16 protein-coding genes and 1 pseudogene are annotated in these 15407 nt (G+C 39.2%); 16 read left to right on the top strand and 1 reads right to left on the bottom strand.

Features of this window, described 5'->3' with window-relative positions; translation table 11 throughout:
• Window positions 1-126: 126 nt before the first annotated feature.
• A pseudogene (locus tag AC1DSB_RS05115) lies at window positions 127-618 on the bottom strand (asparaginase); the annotation flags it as partial.
• A 77-nt stretch (window positions 619-695) separates the two neighbouring features.
• Here AC1DSB_RS05115 and prsW point away from each other — a divergent pair.
• From prsW to AC1DSB_RS05035, 16 genes are all read left to right on the top strand, one after another.
• On the top strand, window positions 696-1382 hold the full coding sequence (gene prsW / locus AC1DSB_RS05110) for a glutamic-type intramembrane protease PrsW (RefSeq protein ID WP_016427433.1): 687 nt from the start codon (window positions 696-698) through the stop codon (window positions 1380-1382).
• Window positions 1383-1458: 76 nt separating this feature from the next.
• On the top strand, window positions 1459-2256 hold the full coding sequence (gene sleB / locus AC1DSB_RS05105; protein WP_016427432.1) for a spore cortex-lytic enzyme: 798 nt from the start codon (window positions 1459-1461) through the stop codon (window positions 2254-2256).
• 11 nt (window positions 2257-2267) lie between these two features.
• Complete coding sequence (locus AC1DSB_RS05100; RefSeq protein ID WP_477532942.1) at window positions 2268-3557, top strand: PepSY1/2 domain-containing protein; 1290 nt, start codon at window positions 2268-2270, stop codon at window positions 3555-3557.
• A 440-nt stretch (window positions 3558-3997) separates the two neighbouring features.
• A complete protein-coding gene (gene cmk / locus AC1DSB_RS05095) occupies window positions 3998-4672 on the top strand; it encodes a (d)CMP kinase (RefSeq protein WP_016427430.1) in 675 nt (224 codons plus the stop codon).
• Window positions 4673-5257 carry a lysophospholipid acyltransferase family protein gene (locus AC1DSB_RS05090; RefSeq protein ID WP_016427429.1) on the top strand — a complete coding sequence of 195 codons (585 nt, stop codon included), beginning with the start codon at window positions 4673-4675 and terminating at the stop codon, window positions 5255-5257.
• A 96-nt stretch (window positions 5258-5353) separates the two neighbouring features.
• Window positions 5354-6493: a 30S ribosomal protein S1 gene (gene rpsA / locus AC1DSB_RS05085; protein ID WP_477532489.1), complete on the top strand. Its 1140-nt coding sequence runs from the start codon at window positions 5354-5356 to the stop codon at window positions 6491-6493.
• Between the two features lie 12 nt (window positions 6494-6505).
• Window positions 6506-7561: a type 2 isopentenyl-diphosphate Delta-isomerase gene (gene fni, locus AC1DSB_RS05080; RefSeq protein WP_477532490.1), complete on the top strand. Its 1056-nt coding sequence runs from the start codon at window positions 6506-6508 to the stop codon at window positions 7559-7561.
• Between the two features lie 331 nt (window positions 7562-7892).
• Window positions 7893-9203, top strand: a complete 1311-nt coding sequence (gene der / locus AC1DSB_RS05075) for a ribosome biogenesis GTPase Der (RefSeq protein ID WP_477532491.1) — start codon at window positions 7893-7895, stop codon at window positions 9201-9203.
• A gap of 26 nt (window positions 9204-9229) precedes the next feature.
• Window positions 9230-10252 (top strand): NAD(P)H-dependent glycerol-3-phosphate dehydrogenase, encoded by a 1023-nt coding sequence (locus AC1DSB_RS05070; protein WP_477532492.1) that lies wholly within the window; start codon window positions 9230-9232, stop codon window positions 10250-10252.
• 91 nt (window positions 10253-10343) lie between these two features.
• On the top strand, window positions 10344-10547 hold the full coding sequence (locus tag AC1DSB_RS05065; protein WP_342541714.1) for a DUF2768 domain-containing protein: 204 nt from the start codon (window positions 10344-10346) through the stop codon (window positions 10545-10547).
• Window positions 10548-10554: 7 nt separating this feature from the next.
• A complete protein-coding gene (locus AC1DSB_RS05060) occupies window positions 10555-11271 on the top strand; it encodes a hypothetical protein (RefSeq protein WP_477532493.1) in 717 nt (238 codons plus the stop codon).
• Window positions 11272-11499: 228 nt separating this feature from the next.
• Complete coding sequence (gene spoIVA, locus AC1DSB_RS05055; RefSeq protein ID WP_342541712.1) at window positions 11500-12978, top strand: stage IV sporulation protein A; 1479 nt, start codon at window positions 11500-11502, stop codon at window positions 12976-12978.
• A 175-nt stretch (window positions 12979-13153) separates the two neighbouring features.
• Complete coding sequence (locus tag AC1DSB_RS05050) at window positions 13154-13426, top strand: HU family DNA-binding protein (RefSeq protein WP_477532494.1); 273 nt, start codon at window positions 13154-13156, stop codon at window positions 13424-13426.
• 386 nt (window positions 13427-13812) lie between these two features.
• Entirely contained in the window at window positions 13813-14382 is a 570-nt protein-coding gene (folE, locus tag AC1DSB_RS05045; RefSeq protein ID WP_016427420.1) for a GTP cyclohydrolase I FolE, read from the top strand.
• 70 nt (window positions 14383-14452) lie between these two features.
• A complete protein-coding gene (gene mtrB, locus AC1DSB_RS05040) occupies window positions 14453-14674 on the top strand; it encodes a trp RNA-binding attenuation protein MtrB (protein ID WP_016427419.1) in 222 nt (73 codons plus the stop codon).
• An 84-nt stretch (window positions 14675-14758) separates the two neighbouring features.
• On the top strand, window positions 14759-15407 hold a 649-nt coding region (locus AC1DSB_RS05035), incomplete at its 3' end, for a heptaprenyl diphosphate synthase component 1 (RefSeq protein WP_477585975.1).

Below are 15407 nucleotides of genomic sequence, written 5' to 3'. Positions count from 1 at the left end.
GGGAACGGACAGAGCTGTATGATGTAAAAGTAACTGTAAATTTTCTTTAGTTAAATAAGAAAGAATTCATTTAAAAAACACTAACGACCTATTGTGTGATTATAAAAGTATCTTTACAAAATCATATGTTGATGTTTTTGTTACGTTTTGGGCTGTATGGATTTCATCATTCATAACAACCAGAACTCCTTTGCCAATTGCGTCTGCAGTAATCGCTACCCGTACTGCTGATAACAGATTATAAACGCCATCTGCACCAATTTCATTTGAAGAACGCATTGCACCTGTCAAGATAATAGGAATATTGCTTTTTACAGTGAGATCCAGAAAATAAGCTGTTTCTTCCAGAGTATCTGTCCCATGTGTAATGACGAAGCCATCTACATGATTTTCTGTCGATTGCAGATCAATAATTTGTTTCAGTTTTAACATTTCTGTCGGGGTCATATGTGGTGATGGGTAATTAAATGCTTCAATTTCATGAATATCGGCATATTCCTTCAATTTATCGATTTCAGCAGTTAACGGATTGGAATCGCCAGGAACTACCGCCCCAGATTCATCTTGAACATGCATGGAAATCGTTCCACCAGTATGAATAACAATTATTTTTTTCATTTCTTACTACCTCCATCCATCCAACAACTGACATAAGAATGATATAATTAAACCAATAAAAGGGAGGCGAGAGCAACTTGATACTATTATTATCTGTCGCAATCGCTCCAGGGCTTGCGTTATTCAGTTATTTTTATTTGCGTAACCAAATTTCATCAGAGCCTTCTCGTACATTGTTTCATACATTTATCTATGGTGCTATTTTAACGTTTCCTATTCTCTTCATACAACATGTGTTTGAAGTTGAACATATTTTTCAATCAATGTTTATACGTAACGTATTATTCACCAGTTTATTAGAGGAGTTTTTTAAGTGGCTCGTTTTGGTTATGGCCATTTATCAGCACGTTGAATTTGATGACCCGTATGACGGGATATTATACGGTGCTAGTGTATCACTTGGTTTTGCTACGGTTGAAAATATTCTTTACATATTTACTTTCGGATTGGATACCGCTTTTTTGCGAGCGTTATTGCCGGTTTCAAGTCATGCTATTTTTGGAGTGGTAATGGGATATTATCTGGGACGTGCAAAATTTGCTTTAAGTGAATCTTCCAAGCCTCTTTTGTTTATCGCTTTGCTGGCACCTTTGTGCTTGCATATGGTCTATAACGGGATACTATCAATTAAATCGATTTCCATGTATTTCATGATTCCGTTCATGTTGTTTTTATGGTGGTTATGTTTAGCAAAAGTAAAAAAAGCGCATTTATTAACGGTTCAACATTTTAATAAACAAGAAGATATAAGTGAAAGTTTGTGAAACCAATTTTAATAAATTGGTTTTTTTTTGTATAAAAAACGCATGATTCCTCATTCTAAGAAAAAGGAGAATGTGTATGCGAAAAAACAAATGGTTAATTTGGTTTATCACTTTATGTATGCTGACATTATCGGTCAGCGCACCCCAGCAATCAGAAGCCTTTTCGGATCAAGTGATTGAAATGGGTGCTTACGGAGATGATGTATTAGAATTGCAAGCACGATTACAATATATCGGTTTCTACAAAAATAAGATAGACGGAAAATTCGGCTACGGTACTTACTGGGCACTACGTAATTTTCAAGAGAAGTTTGGCTTGCCAGTTGACGGTGTGGCAGGGCAAAAAACCAAATCGAGGCTAGCAAAAGAGTCCACCTATCATAAAAAGTATGTAAAAGATCAAATAAATAAAGGAAATCAATTTACTCACTACGGCAACATTCCTTTAGAACAACAGGTTAAGAAAGGGACGAATCAAGGAGCTAAAAAACCTGAGCAGGTACAATTACCAGCTAAATATTCTGAACAAGATTTACAGCTTATGGCCAATGCTGTTTATGGTGAATCACGGGGAGAACCATACGAGGGGCAAGTTGCTGTTGCAGCAGTAATTTTAAATCGTGTGGAAGATCCCAAGTTTCCAAATACTGTAAGTGGGGTAATCTTTCAGCCTAGGGCATTTACCGCAGTTGCTGATGGTCAAATATGGTTGACTCCAAATGCACGCGCTAAAGAAGCTGTACTAGATGCATTAAATGGTTGGGATCCTACTGAAAATGCACTTTATTATTTCAATCCAGACACTGCAACAAGTGATTGGATTTGGTCTCGTCCGCAAATCAAAACAATAGGAAAACATATATTCTGTGAGTGAGGAGGAAAGACATGAAGATTTTATCAAGTATATTAGCTCTTGCCTTGATTGTTATGGGTGTATTTTTATATAACTCCAAACAAAACGAACAAGATTTGCAAAATAACCTTCGGAATCAATATACAAGTCGAATGACGGATGCTTCAGAAAAAATGAGTGAGCTGCAAAAATCTATTCAAAGTGCAACCGTCTTCAGTGACAAAGCCGCACAAGCAGAACCACTTGAAGATATCTGGAGACTATCTTCCGAAATAAAAGACGACATTGCTTCACTACCACTCGATAGGGATTTTTCAAATGAATGGATGAATTACCTCGGACGCCTCGGTGATTATGCAAAACTAAGAAGTGAGGATAAAGTACCTGAAGAGCAATGGTTAAAAGTGACAAATAATGTAGCGAAAAATTTGGATGAGTTTTCCTACGAATGGCAAAATGCCTCAACGGAATTGCTAGCAAGTCAACAATCTTTCCAAAAGTGGCAAAAAGACGTCAAAGCAGAGAAGCCTTCAAAAAAATGGACAGCTTTATCCAGTACGGTAAAAGGTTATTCCGAAAGTGACTTCCCTTTAACTGCAAGTGAATCAGACGACCTTAAGAAAAAAGAGTTAAAGTCTATTGTGGATAAACCAGTAACAAAGCAATATGTTGAAAAAACGATGAAAGAAATGTTTCCGAAGTTTAAAAATGCAAAATTAGTGACCACGTCGAGTAAAAAAGGAGCTGCATATCCTTTCTATCATATTCAATTTAACGAAGGGATTCGAACTGGTTACACGGATTACACCAAAAAAGGTGGACATTTACTATCTTTGTTAATTGAACGTCCAATTGGAAAAGATCGCATTCCCCCAGAACAAATCAAAGAAAAAGCTGAGAGAGCTGTCAAGTCATTTGGATTTGATGATGTTGAACTAGTGGAAACACGTGAAAATCATCTCGTCTGGCATGTTGTTTTTGTAAGGTTGAATCCAACAAATAAAGCTCGGATTTATGCTGATGCCATTCAAATGAAATTGGCGAAAGATGATGGTGAAATTCTTGGTGTGAACACGATGGAATATATTCAAAAGGAAACGTTGCCTGACCAAAAACAAATTCCGATAAAATGGGATGATTATTTCACTGAACAGGTGACAATTGAAAAAGAACGACTGGCCTATACGGAAAATGAAACACTTCAACAAAGACTTTGCTATGAATTAATCCTTCTAAAAGACACAGATACACAAAGTCACACATTCCGCATATTGATTGATACGGAGACACATGAAGTGTTAAAATCCGAGATATTATATTAATCATTATGTGAAATCCCTCGTGAGAGATTGATTAGAAATCCTTTCGCAGATTTTTAATATACAAGCAACAAAGCATACTCCCGTGGGCTTTTCAGACTCCAACAGATTTCGCTTCTGTTTGCGTATCTCTTCATATTATTTTAGTAGTAACATGTTCGGCTATTTCTGAAGACTCCTGCGGAAAAACGAAACAAGCTAGACCCCACAGGGTCAGCTGTCATAGACAGCTGAGACGAGGAGGCTAGCGTTTCGTCCGCGGAAAGCGAAAGAAATAGCCGATCATAATATATTTCGATAGAGTCAAGAGATAAGAATGCGAATTTTTATACTTTTATATTGATTAATATTCTTTTGTCAACAAGCAACAAAGCTCATTCTCGTGGGCTTTTTTTTTTATCCATGTGGTACAATATGTGTGAGAAAGTTTAGGAGTGGATTTCATGAAAAACAATATTCAAATTGCGATTGATGGACCAGCTGCTGCGGGGAAAAGTACAATTGCAAAATTGGCGGCTGAAGAACTTGGTTATACATATATTGATACAGGAGCCATGTATCGAGCAATCACGTATAAAGCAATTGAACATCACATAGATTTAGAAAGTGAAGAAGAATTAACAGGACTCCTTCTTGATACTGAAATTGATTTGAAACCGTCATATAATCGACAACTTGTCTATCTGGATGGCGAAGACGTTTCGGACGCGATCCGATCAAATGTTGTGACTTCTTTGGTTTCTGCTGTTTCTGCACACGCAGCATTGAGAGAAGAAATGGTCAAACGCCAACAGAAAATGGCTGAAAATGGTGGCGTTGTGATGGACGGACGAGATATTGGTACTCATGTACTCGTTGATGCTGAATTGAAAATCTTCATGTCTGCTTCTGTCGATGAACGGGCAAAAAGACGTCAATTGGATAATGAGCAACGTGGAATTAAATCCAATGTCGACCAGTTGAAAGAAGAAATTGAAGCACGCGACAAATTCGATAGCGAACGTGAAGCTTCTCCACTTGTACAAGCAGTAGATGCTATTTATTTGGATACAACACATCTAAACATTCAGGAAGCTGCACAACAGATCATTCAGTTAGCTAAAGAGAGGATGAGCTAAGTGAACTTATACAAATTTGCTAAATCACTTGTGTGGACGGCTTTATATCCGGTTTATCGTTTTGATATAAAAGGGTTGGAACATTTCCCTAAAACGGGCGGGATTCTTATATGTACCAATCATATTGACGCTCTTGATCCGCCTGTTGTCGGTATTACGTCGCCACGACCTGTACATTTCATGGCAAAAGAAGAGTTATTTAACATGCCCATCCTGAAACCATTATTGCCAAAAGTGAACGCTTTTCCTGTCAAACGAGGTTTGAGTGACCGTGAAGCATTAAGAAGGGCTTTAGCTATTTTAAAAGGCGGGGACGTGATGGGAATATTCCCGGAGGGCACACGCAGTAAAAATGGTGAGCTTGGGAAAGGATTTTCCGGTGCCGGTTTTTTTGCTCTGAAAGGTGAGGCAGACGTAGTTCCTTGTGCCATCATTGGTCCTTACAAGCCATTTAAACGTTTGAAAGTTGTTTACGGTGAACCCATTATCATGCAACCTTATCGCGATCAAAAAGCTTCTGCAGATGAAGTAACAACAGTCATCATGGAACGTATCCAAAAATTATTGGATGAAAACAAAGTATAATAAATGTAATTTTTGTTTTGAAAAAGTGAAAATTTTTGTTTTTATTAAAGAATTCGCATAAAATAAAGATTGGAACGTTGTGAAGGAGGATGCTATATGTCTGAGGAAATGAACTTGCAGGAAAACCAGGATTTCCGTGAAGGAAGTTTTGTGAAAGGTACGGTTGCCCAAGTTGAAGAAAAGGCAGTAACTGTCACAATTGAGGGTGCACCGTTTGATGGAATAATCCCGATTAGTGAACTGTCAAGCTTGCACATTGAAAAAGCTTCTGACGTCGTTTCAATTGGAGATGAATTGCAACTAATTATTACAAAAGTAGAAGATGACAATTTTGTGTTATCAAAACGTAAAGTTGATGCTGCTGAAGCTTGGGATTCTTTGGAACAAAAATTCGTCAGTGGGGAAATTATCGAAGCTGAAGTAAAAGACGTAGTAAAAGGTGGACTAGTTGTTGATCTTGGATTACGTGGATTTGTTCCCGCTTCACTGGTCGAAGATCACTTTGTGGAATCATTTGACGATTACAAAGGCAAAGTGCTGACATTCAAGATCGTTGAAATGGAAAAAGAAAAAAATCGTTTGATTTTATCCCATCGTGCAGTGGTGGAAGAACAAAAACAATCGAATAAAAAAAGTGTACTCGATCATATTCATCCAGGTGATGAGCTAACTGGTACCGTTCAAAGAATTGCTGCTTTTGGAGCGTTTGTTGATCTTGGTGGTGTCGATGGACTTGTTCATATTTCACAATTATCCCATGAACATGTTGAGCAAGTTTCTGACGTTATCCAGGAAGGCCAGGAAGTAAAAGTCAAAGTTCTTTCTGTTGACCGGGACAGTGAGCGCATTTCTTTATCCATTAAAGATACACTTCCTGGACCTTGGGAAGGCATCGAAGATAAGGCGCCAAGAGGGTCTGTTCATACAGGGACTGTAAAAAGACTAGTTTCATATGGTGCTTTTGTTGAAGTATTCCCTGGAATAGAAGGATTGGTTCATATTTCTCAAATTGCCCATTCACATATCGGCACTCCTCATGAAGTGTTAAAAGAGGGCCAAGAAGTGCAAGTGAAAGTATTGGACGTAAACAAACAAGATAAACGATTGTCACTAAGCATTAAAGATTTGTTGGAGAAGGAAGATGGTTATTCAGGCACTGATTATGAAATGCCTGAAGAAGCTAAAGGTTTCTCGATCAGTGATGTTATTGGTGATAAATTAAAAAACTTTAAATAACGGAGTAATCTTATGACTAGAGCTGAACGAAAATTGGACCATATAAAGCATGCGTTGTCTACAGGACAATCAAGAGAGACATGGTTAGATGATGTTCGTTTTGTTCATCAAGCACTGCCTGACAGTAATTGGGACAGTGTGTCATTGCAGACTCAACTGGGCGAACTTGTTTTTGGTTCGCCTTTTTTTATTAATGCAATGACCGGTGGCGGAGGAGCTAAAACGGCTGAGTTAAATAGCCAACTATCCCGTATCTCCAAAGAAATGAATATTCCCATGGCCGTTGGATCTCAAATGGCGGCTCTTAAAAATCCCGAAGAAATAGCTACATACTCGACTGTGAGAAAAGAGAATCCGAATGGTGTGATACTTGCCAATTTGGGTAGTGAGGCTACCGTGGACCAAGCAAAACGAGCAGTCGATATGTTGGAGGCCAATGCAATACAGATTCATTTGAATGTTATCCAGGAATTGACAATGCCTGAAGGAGATCGAGATTTCAAAGGAGCTTTATCCAGGATTGAATCAATTGTAAATGAATTGACAGTGCCGGTAATTGTTAAAGAAACTGGTTTTGGCATTTCAAGGGAAACTGCGATTAAACTTCAGGAAATTAATGTAGCTGCGATTGATGTAGGTGGATTTGGCGGAACGAACTTTGCGGCAATTGAAAATGAGCGTAGACAAAGGAAACTGTCCTATTTCAATGAATGGGGTATTCCTACTGCTGCTGCTTTGATAGAAACCTCTTCAGTAACGTCCTCAATGCTACCCGTGATTGCATCGGGAGGTGTCCAGCACGCTCTCGATGTCGTGAAGTGTTTAGCACTGGGAGCTTCTTCGGTTGGCCTTGCCGGCGTCTTATTAAAGAAGTTGGTTGAGGATGGGGAAGAAGCAACCATTCAAGAAATTAAGCAAATGAATGAAGATTTAACGATGTTGATGGTTTCTCTTGGGGCTGAATCTATTCAGGAGTTACAACAATCTCCTTTAATCATATCAGGTGATTTATATCACTATCTCACTCTCCGAGGAATAGATACTCATACATATGCCAATCGAAAATAATAAAGAGATGCAGACATTCTCCACTGTCTGCATCTCTTTTATTTTTGTTGGATATATTAAATGTACAAAAGCATAAAAATTGGAATACTGCGCCCATTGCCGTTCGAACAATGTTTTTCACCATGAAACGTCGAAGTCCGACTAACTTGGACTTTTCAACATTCCATAAAGTCGAGCTATCATGGCGTTTTACACTTTACGTGCACTGATATTTTCTTGAAATAGTCCGGATATCAGTATACGAAATATACTTGCTTTCACCATTGGGGTGCAACCTGTGTTTTTCTCATGTATAATACTTTAGAGAAGAAGTTGGAAGGATGAATTATATATGTCTAAACCGGTAGTAGCTATCGTAGGCCGGCCGAATGTCGGAAAGTCCACAATCTTTAACAGGATTGTAGGGGAACGTATATCAATCGTAGAGGATATCCCAGGAATCACACGCGATCGTTTATACAGCTCGGCAGATTGGCTGACTCATGAATTCAATTTAATCGATACAGGCGGTATCGAAATTGGGGACGAGCCATTTTTGGAACAAATCCGTCAGCAAGCAGAAATCGCGATCCAGGAAGCAGATGTCATCATCTTCCTTACCAATGGTCGTGAAGGTGTAACTGCTGCTGATGAACAAGTGGCGAAAATATTGTATAAAACAAAAAAACCAGTCGTGCTGGCAATCAATAAAATAGATAATCCAGACATGCGGTCCATGATTTATGATTTCTATTCACTTGGATTCGGTGAACCATTCCCGATCTCTGGTTCCCATGGTCTTGGATTAGGGGATCTGCTCGATGAAGTGGCGAAAAACTTCCCTGAACAGGATGAAGAAGAATATCCAGAGAATGTCATCAAATTCTCACTCATCGGTCGTCCGAATGTAGGGAAGTCTTCTTTAGTGAACAGCTTCCTTGGGGATGAACGAGTCATCGTAAGCGAAATCGCAGGTACTACACGCGACGCAATCGATACTCAATATGAATATGAAGACCAGCCATATGTCATCATCGATACAGCTGGTATGCGTAAAAAAGGGAAAGTTTACGAAACGACTGAGAAATACAGTGTGCTTCGTGCTCTTCGTGCAATTGAACGTTCCGACGTTGTTTTAGTCGTATTAAACGCTGAAGAAGGTATTCAGGAACAAGATAAAAAAATTGCCGGCTACGCACACGAAGCGGGTAAAGCAGTCATTATCGTCGTAAATAAATGGGATGCTGTTGAAAAAGATGAGAAAACGATGAACAAAACAACAAAAATGATTCGTGAACATTTCTTATTCCTCGATTATGCACCAATCATTTTCGTATCCGCAAAAACTAATCAGCGTGTGCATTCAATTTTACCAATTATCAACCGTGTCAGTGAAAACCATGCAATGCGTGTTACTTCTAGTGTCTTGAACGAAGTAATTGAGGATTCAGTTGCGCGTAACCCTGCACCGACAGACAAAGGCCGTCGTCTGCGTATTTATTACGCTACACAAGTTGCGATCAAGCCACCGACATTTGTCGTATTTGTGAACGAACCAGAAATCATGCATTTCTCATATGAACGCTTCCTTGAAAATAGAATTCGTGAATCTTTCGATTTTGAAGGGACACCAATTCGTCTTATTACACGCGCTAGAACGTAATTTGTTTCAGTAGGAGAGTTGCTAACATGGAAAAAGTAGTCGTTTTAGGTGCCGGAAGCTGGGGGACAGCGTTAAGTATTGTTCTTGCAGAAAACGGTCATGATTGTTTGCTATGGTCGCACCGTGAAGATCAGGCAAACGAAATCAATCAGCAACATACAAATGAAAAGTATCTACCTGGAACTGTATTACCAGATTCGTTGATAGCTACTTCATCCCTAGAAGAAGCAGCCAGACATGGGAAAATAGTGGTCATGGCTGTTCCGACGAAAGGCATTCGTGAAGTATGCCGCAATATCAAAGAGTGGATACAGGAACCTATTCTTTTTGTTCACGTGTCAAAAGGTATTGAACCAGACTCATTAAAACGTATTTCTGAAGTGATGAGGGAAGAATTGCCCGCTCACTTGATAGAAGAAATTGTAGTTCTATCGGGTCCGAGTCATGCCGAAGAAGTAGTTTTGAAACACCCGACTACCGTGACAGCAGCGTGCGAAAATATTCAATATGCTGAAAAAGTACAGGATTTGTTAATGCATGGATACTTCCGCGTATATACCAATTCTGATGTCATTGGAGTAGAAATGGGCGGTGCATTGAAAAATATCATTGCACTGGCTGCAGGAATAACTGATGGATTGGGATACGGTGATAATGCCAAGGCTGCTCTAATAACAAGAGGACTTGCTGAAATTGCCCGCTTAGGAACAAAAATGGGTGCCAATCCCTTAACGTTCTCAGGCTTAACAGGCATTGGGGACTTAATTGTGACCTGTACAAGCGTTCATTCTCGAAATTGGCGGGCTGGCAGCATGCTGGGTAAAGGGATGAACCTGGATGAAGTGTTGGAGCAAATGGGAATGGTTGTTGAAGGTGTACGCACCACAAAAGCTGCATACCAGTTGTCGAAATTCCATGATGTTCCCATGCCGATCACCAGTGCTCTTTATGCCGTGTTATTTGAACAAGTAGATCCAAAATCAGCAGTTGATCAGTTGATGGATCGCGTGAAGAAACATGAAATGGAAGATTTATACGAGTATCTATAAATCGTCACAAAACAAGGGGTAGAGCGTCTGTACCTCTTGTTTTTTCGTGTTATACTTATTCGTTGAGAGATAGTGAAAGGTGGTTAATTTTATGTCATCACTAGACAAAATGTGGATTTCGTTTGCTGCAATGGGCTTCATGATGATTTCTATGTGCTTAATTTATGTCAGTCGAAATAAAATCAATAATCGTGTTATTAAATTTCTATTTGCACTTGTTTCATATGTACTTCTAATCATTGGATTCTTATGTATGATATATATAGTATTTAGCGGTCCAACAGGGGGTTCGTAAGAAAATCATGAAGAAAATATCACAATTAAGTCTATTAATCCTCATTGCAATATTGTTGTCGGGATGTATGTATCCCGAATCGGAACGGGTAGAAAATCAAAGACCCAATGAAGAGCAATTGGCTTCAGTACAAGCCGCTGTAGAACAGTTCCAAGAGACTACAGGTGGTTTATTGCCTATTAAAACAAGGGATCAAGATGTTGATCAATACATTAAATATCCGATTGATTTCGAAAAGATTGTTCCGGCTTATTTAAGTGAAATTCCTCCAAATGCGTACGAAAATGGTGGTTTGTTTCAATATGTCATCATGGATGTCGAAGAAAATCCAACGGTCAAATTGGTTGATTTACGTTCTGCTGAAAAAATAAGAGAATTAAATATTAAACTTGGCGCAAATGGGTATGGGCCTATAGCGGAACAAGTCGCGGAAAATGTATATAAACTGGATTACAAAATCATGGGTTACAAAGAGGAACAAACAGTACCTAGTCCATATTCAAACGTAAATCTCCCATTAGTTGCAACGGGAGATGGGTCTATTTATATCGATTACTCGATTGAGTTAAATCGCATCCTCCAAGAAGATAAACCAGATGTCAAACCTGGTGAAGATATTCGTTATCTATTGGTAGACAAATACCCTGTTTTGCCAGCTTACTCGCTACCATACACTGTCAATGAAAAGAATGAACCAGAATTTCTACAAAAGGAAGTTAAATAGGTCCGCTAAAAATAGCTATCAGATCTCTTCGTTGGCTTGTTTCTTGCTCCTCACGTATTGAGAACATACGCTGCGGTGCTCAAAAACTACGCCGCATTGACCTCCTCGGCTATTTTTATGCTACTTATTGAACTAGAATTTAAAGAAATAAAGAGAAACGTTTCGTGCATATGCATGAAACGTTTTTTTTGTGCATACGATAAAGTGCGTAGGAAAGGGGGCAACGATATGGCTGAAGAGCTTTATCAACAAATAGCCGAACGGACAAATGGAGATGTATACATTGGTGTTGTTGGACCGGTACGAGTAGGAAAATCTACTTTTGTAAAGCGGGTAATGGAAAGTTTAGTAATTCCGAATATGACGGATGAAGTGGACCGAATCCGTGCACAAGATGAACTACCTCAGAGCTCTCCTGGTGCAGTAATTATGACAGCTGAACCGAAATTTGTGCCAGCTCATGGTACTAGCATTCAAGTGGGTGACGACGCATTCCGATTCCATATTCGCCTGGCGGATTGTGTAGGATATATTATTGAGGGTGTAAAAGGCCATGAAGATGAGAACGGTCCGAAGTACGTTCACACCCCATGGCATCATGAACCAATCCCGTTCCAGGAAGCTGCAAGAATCGGCACAGATAAAGTTATCCGTGACCATTCTACAATTGGGATTGTAATGACAACAGACGGTTCGGTTAACGACATTCCGAGAGCAGCAGTCGAGGGTGTTGAAGAAGAAATTATCGGTCAGTTAAAAGAGATTGGAAAACCTTTTGTAGTTGTTCTGAATACCCGATTCCCGGCTCATGATCAAACTCATGCATTGCGCCAGGAATTATGTGACAAATACAACGTGCCGGTCATTGCGACAGCTGTGGATCAAATGACAGTCCAAGAGATTCAATGGGTATTGAAAGAAGCGCTGTATGAGTTTCCAGTGACAACATTTGAACTTTTGAAACCGGAATGGATGGATGTATTGGAAAGTGATCATCCACTTAAACAATCGATTCAAAATTCTTTGGATTCTTGGTCTCAACAAGTTGCAAAAATCAGAGATGTGAAAGATCTGGCTACATTTTTATCTGAAGAACCTCACGTTGCAAACGCTGAAGTCATTGAAGTGAATGCAGGTAAAGGAAAAGCATCCATTCAAATCGATTTAACAGATGATGCGTTTCAATCGGTATATCAGGACTTCCTGGAAGAACCGATTGTCTCGAAAAAAGATTGGCTTTTATACGTAAAAGAAGCATCATATGCAAAAAAATCATATTTAAGGTTCCACGAAGCCATTGAAATGGCAAAAGAAAGTGGTTATGGTGTGACTCTACCGACAATGGAAGATTTCACGCCTTCAGCACCAGAGTTAATTAAAGAAAATAATTTCTTTGGTGTCCGGATGAAAGCAAAAGCACCTTCACTACACATTATCCGTGTAGATATGGATGCAGAGTTCTCACCATTGATTGGCTCGGAATTCCATAGTCAACAGTTATTAAAAGATTTAAAAGATGCCTACCTGCACAACCGTGATGCCTTATGGCAAACATCTTTATTCGGTACTCCACTTCACGAAATGCTGAAGGAAAGCATGAAATTCAAAACAGAAGCTGTTCCAACTCATGCGAAGAGACGCATGCGTGAGACGATTGAACGAATGGTAAACGAAGGCGATCGCGGGAGCGTCACCTTTATTCTATAAAAAAGAACGGGGCATCGCATTTTACTATGCGAAAAGTCCCGTTCTTTTTTGTTATGAGGGCATTTTCTGCATGAAGTTGGAAATTGTGGTGGAAATATTGTTGCGTAGGCTTTTTGGTTATGATACTCTTTTTACATGATTGAGGTTCCATCCCCTTTGAGAGGAGGTGAATGGTGTGAATAAAACAGAATTAGTGAACTCTGTAGCTGAAGCTGCAGATCTTTCGAAAAAAGATGCTTCTAAAGCAGTTGATGCGTTATTTGATACAATTCAAGATGTTCTTGCAAAGGGTGAAAAAATCCAGCTAATTGGTTTTGGTAACTTTGAAGTTCGTGAACGTGCTGCTCGTAAGGGTCGTAACCCACAAACAGGTAAAGAAATCGAAATCGCTGCAAGCAAAGTACCTGCTTTCAAACCAGGTAAAGCGCTTAAGGACGCGGTAAAATAATACGTGTCTGAACCTACATAAGAACGGCTTTTGTGAATTCTCACAGAAGTCGTTCTTTTTTTATTTGGTTTAGTTAAACGATACTTTTAATTAACATATATTTTCGCTAGCACCTTATATTTTGGAAGCTTTTTTTTAGTTTACAGTGTCGCACCAGATAAGAGCTTTTCTCTTTTTAAAAAAGAATCTAGACGAATGAAGCGTTTTTGCGTAACATTTGATGGTATGCTACGATTCAGTAGTATTATTTATATTCATTACATATCCCTCAATTTCATTTTATTCTTTGAGGATTAAAGCTCGATTTGTGTCGTCTGCATTAGTAAAGTGCAGTAACTCATAAAACAATCTGGCTTGCGTTGTGATTATTTCAGGAGGCGTCCATCATGTCAAAAGTAAATTTACAAAAAATAGAAGAAGCAGTGAAAATGATTCTGGAAGCAGTAGGCGAAGACCCAGAACGTGAAGGATTACTTGAAACGCCAAAACGTGTGGCAAAGATGTATGCTGAAATGTTTTCAGGGCTGCAGGAAGACCCTAAAGAATACTTTAAAACCGTTTTCCATGAAGACCATGAAGAGCTGGTTTTAGTAAAAGACATTCCGTTTCATTCGATGTGTGAACATCACTTAGTTCCTTTTTACGGAAAAGCGCATATCGCCTATATTCCGAGAGATGGAGTCGTTACAGGCTTAAGCAAATTGGCGAGAGCAGTAGAGACAACAGCAAGACGTCCGCAATTACAAGAACGTATTACGTCTACGATTGCAGATTCGATTATGGAGATGCTAAATCCTTATGGTGTATATGTAGTGATCGAGGCTGAACATATGTGCATGACGATGCGAGGTATAAAAAAACCTGGAGCTAAAACCGTCACGGCAGTTGCACGTGGGGTCTACGAAGAAGACGATATTAAACGTAGTGAGATTTTATCGTTCATTCAAATGAATTAAGCAAGTAAACTTACAAAGTTAGGTTATGCTATGATAAATAGACAATAAAGTTCATGGAGGAGGATGCTGAATGGCACAAACGGAGTATATCGTAATCCGCGCAGAAGAAGATGGTGTTCACGTAATCGGACTTACTAGAGGCACAGACACAAAATTTCATCACTCTGAAAAACTGGATCGTGGCGAAGTTATGATTGCACAATTTACTGAACATACTTCAGCGATGAAAATCCGTGGGAAAGCAGAAATTCGAACAACTCATGGCACGATTCACAGTGAAACGAAAAAATAGGTCCAGTCTACGTGAAGGACTAGCGTTGCTGTGCTATAATGACAAAATACGACACCGGCAATATAGCGAAATGGAGCACGTACGATGAACGAACAATTCATTCAACAAACAATCGAACAATTTAAGTCGAAAATATTGATGTCTGTCCGTCATCGGACTCTTCGTATCCATACGGGCGAACCGGATCTTCGCGAAGACCGATTATTTTTTTTGCTTCTGCCATATTTGAATGGAGAGCATTGGAATGATGAGCAGGAACAATCAGCTATTTCGGTTGCAGTCATTTATAGTGCATTAGCGGCACATGATCAGATTAAAGAATTAAATGCTTCGTCCAAAAGTCAGCAATTAACTGTGCTGGCCGGAGATTACTATAGCGGTCTCTATTACCAAATGTTAGCCAAACTCTCCAATATCGATTTGATACGTTCATTATCCAATGGCATTATCGATATCAGTGAGAAAAAGGCATCTGTCTATGACAACGTAAAGCAATCATTTGATCAATGGATGGAAACCATTCAGACCATTGAAAGTTTATCTATTGTTCAATTTCATGAACACTTTGAGTACGTGGGATATCAATCATTTGTTCGTCGAGGCTTAATGATTCATCGATTAGAATACGAGTTGGATCTTGTGAATCAAGGGAAAAGTTCTCGTTTTCAAGAGTCGTTAGCAGATAGCGAAGATGAATTTGATTTTTCACACTCCTGGCTCGTCTTACTGAACC

Source organism: Paenisporosarcina sp. P4_E4_2 (assembly GCF_056401595.1).
The sequence above is the reverse complement of the archived record's forward strand: the minus strand, read 5'-3'. Positions and strand labels throughout refer to the sequence as shown.

Excerpts from the sequence above, each read along its gene's own strand:
- folE (WP_016427420.1), top strand. The coding sequence starts at position 13,813 with ATGTCAAAAGTAAATTTACAAAAAATAGAAGAAGCAGTGAAAATGATT.
- mtrB (WP_016427419.1), top strand. The coding sequence starts at position 14,453 with ATGGCACAAACGGAGTATATCGTAATCCGCGCAGAAGAAGATGGTGTT.
- AC1DSB_RS05070 (WP_477532492.1), top strand. The coding sequence starts at position 9,230 with ATGGAAAAAGTAGTCGTTTTAGGTGCCGGAAGCTGGGGGACAGCGTTA.
- fni (WP_477532490.1), top strand. The coding sequence starts at position 6,506 with ATGACTAGAGCTGAACGAAAATTGGACCATATAAAGCATGCGTTGTCT.
- AC1DSB_RS05100 (WP_477532942.1), top strand. The coding sequence starts at position 2,268 with ATGAAGATTTTATCAAGTATATTAGCTCTTGCCTTGATTGTTATGGGT.
- rpsA (WP_477532489.1), top strand. The coding sequence starts at position 5,354 with ATGTCTGAGGAAATGAACTTGCAGGAAAACCAGGATTTCCGTGAAGGA.
- AC1DSB_RS05060 (WP_477532493.1), top strand. The coding sequence starts at position 10,555 with ATGAAGAAAATATCACAATTAAGTCTATTAATCCTCATTGCAATATTG.
- cmk (WP_016427430.1), top strand. The coding sequence starts at position 3,998 with ATGAAAAACAATATTCAAATTGCGATTGATGGACCAGCTGCTGCGGGG.
- der (WP_477532491.1), top strand. The coding sequence starts at position 7,893 with ATGTCTAAACCGGTAGTAGCTATCGTAGGCCGGCCGAATGTCGGAAAG.
- AC1DSB_RS05065 (WP_342541714.1), top strand. The coding sequence starts at position 10,344 with ATGTCATCACTAGACAAAATGTGGATTTCGTTTGCTGCAATGGGCTTC.
- sleB (WP_016427432.1), top strand. The coding sequence starts at position 1,459 with ATGCGAAAAAACAAATGGTTAATTTGGTTTATCACTTTATGTATGCTG.
- spoIVA (WP_342541712.1), top strand. The coding sequence starts at position 11,500 with ATGGCTGAAGAGCTTTATCAACAAATAGCCGAACGGACAAATGGAGAT.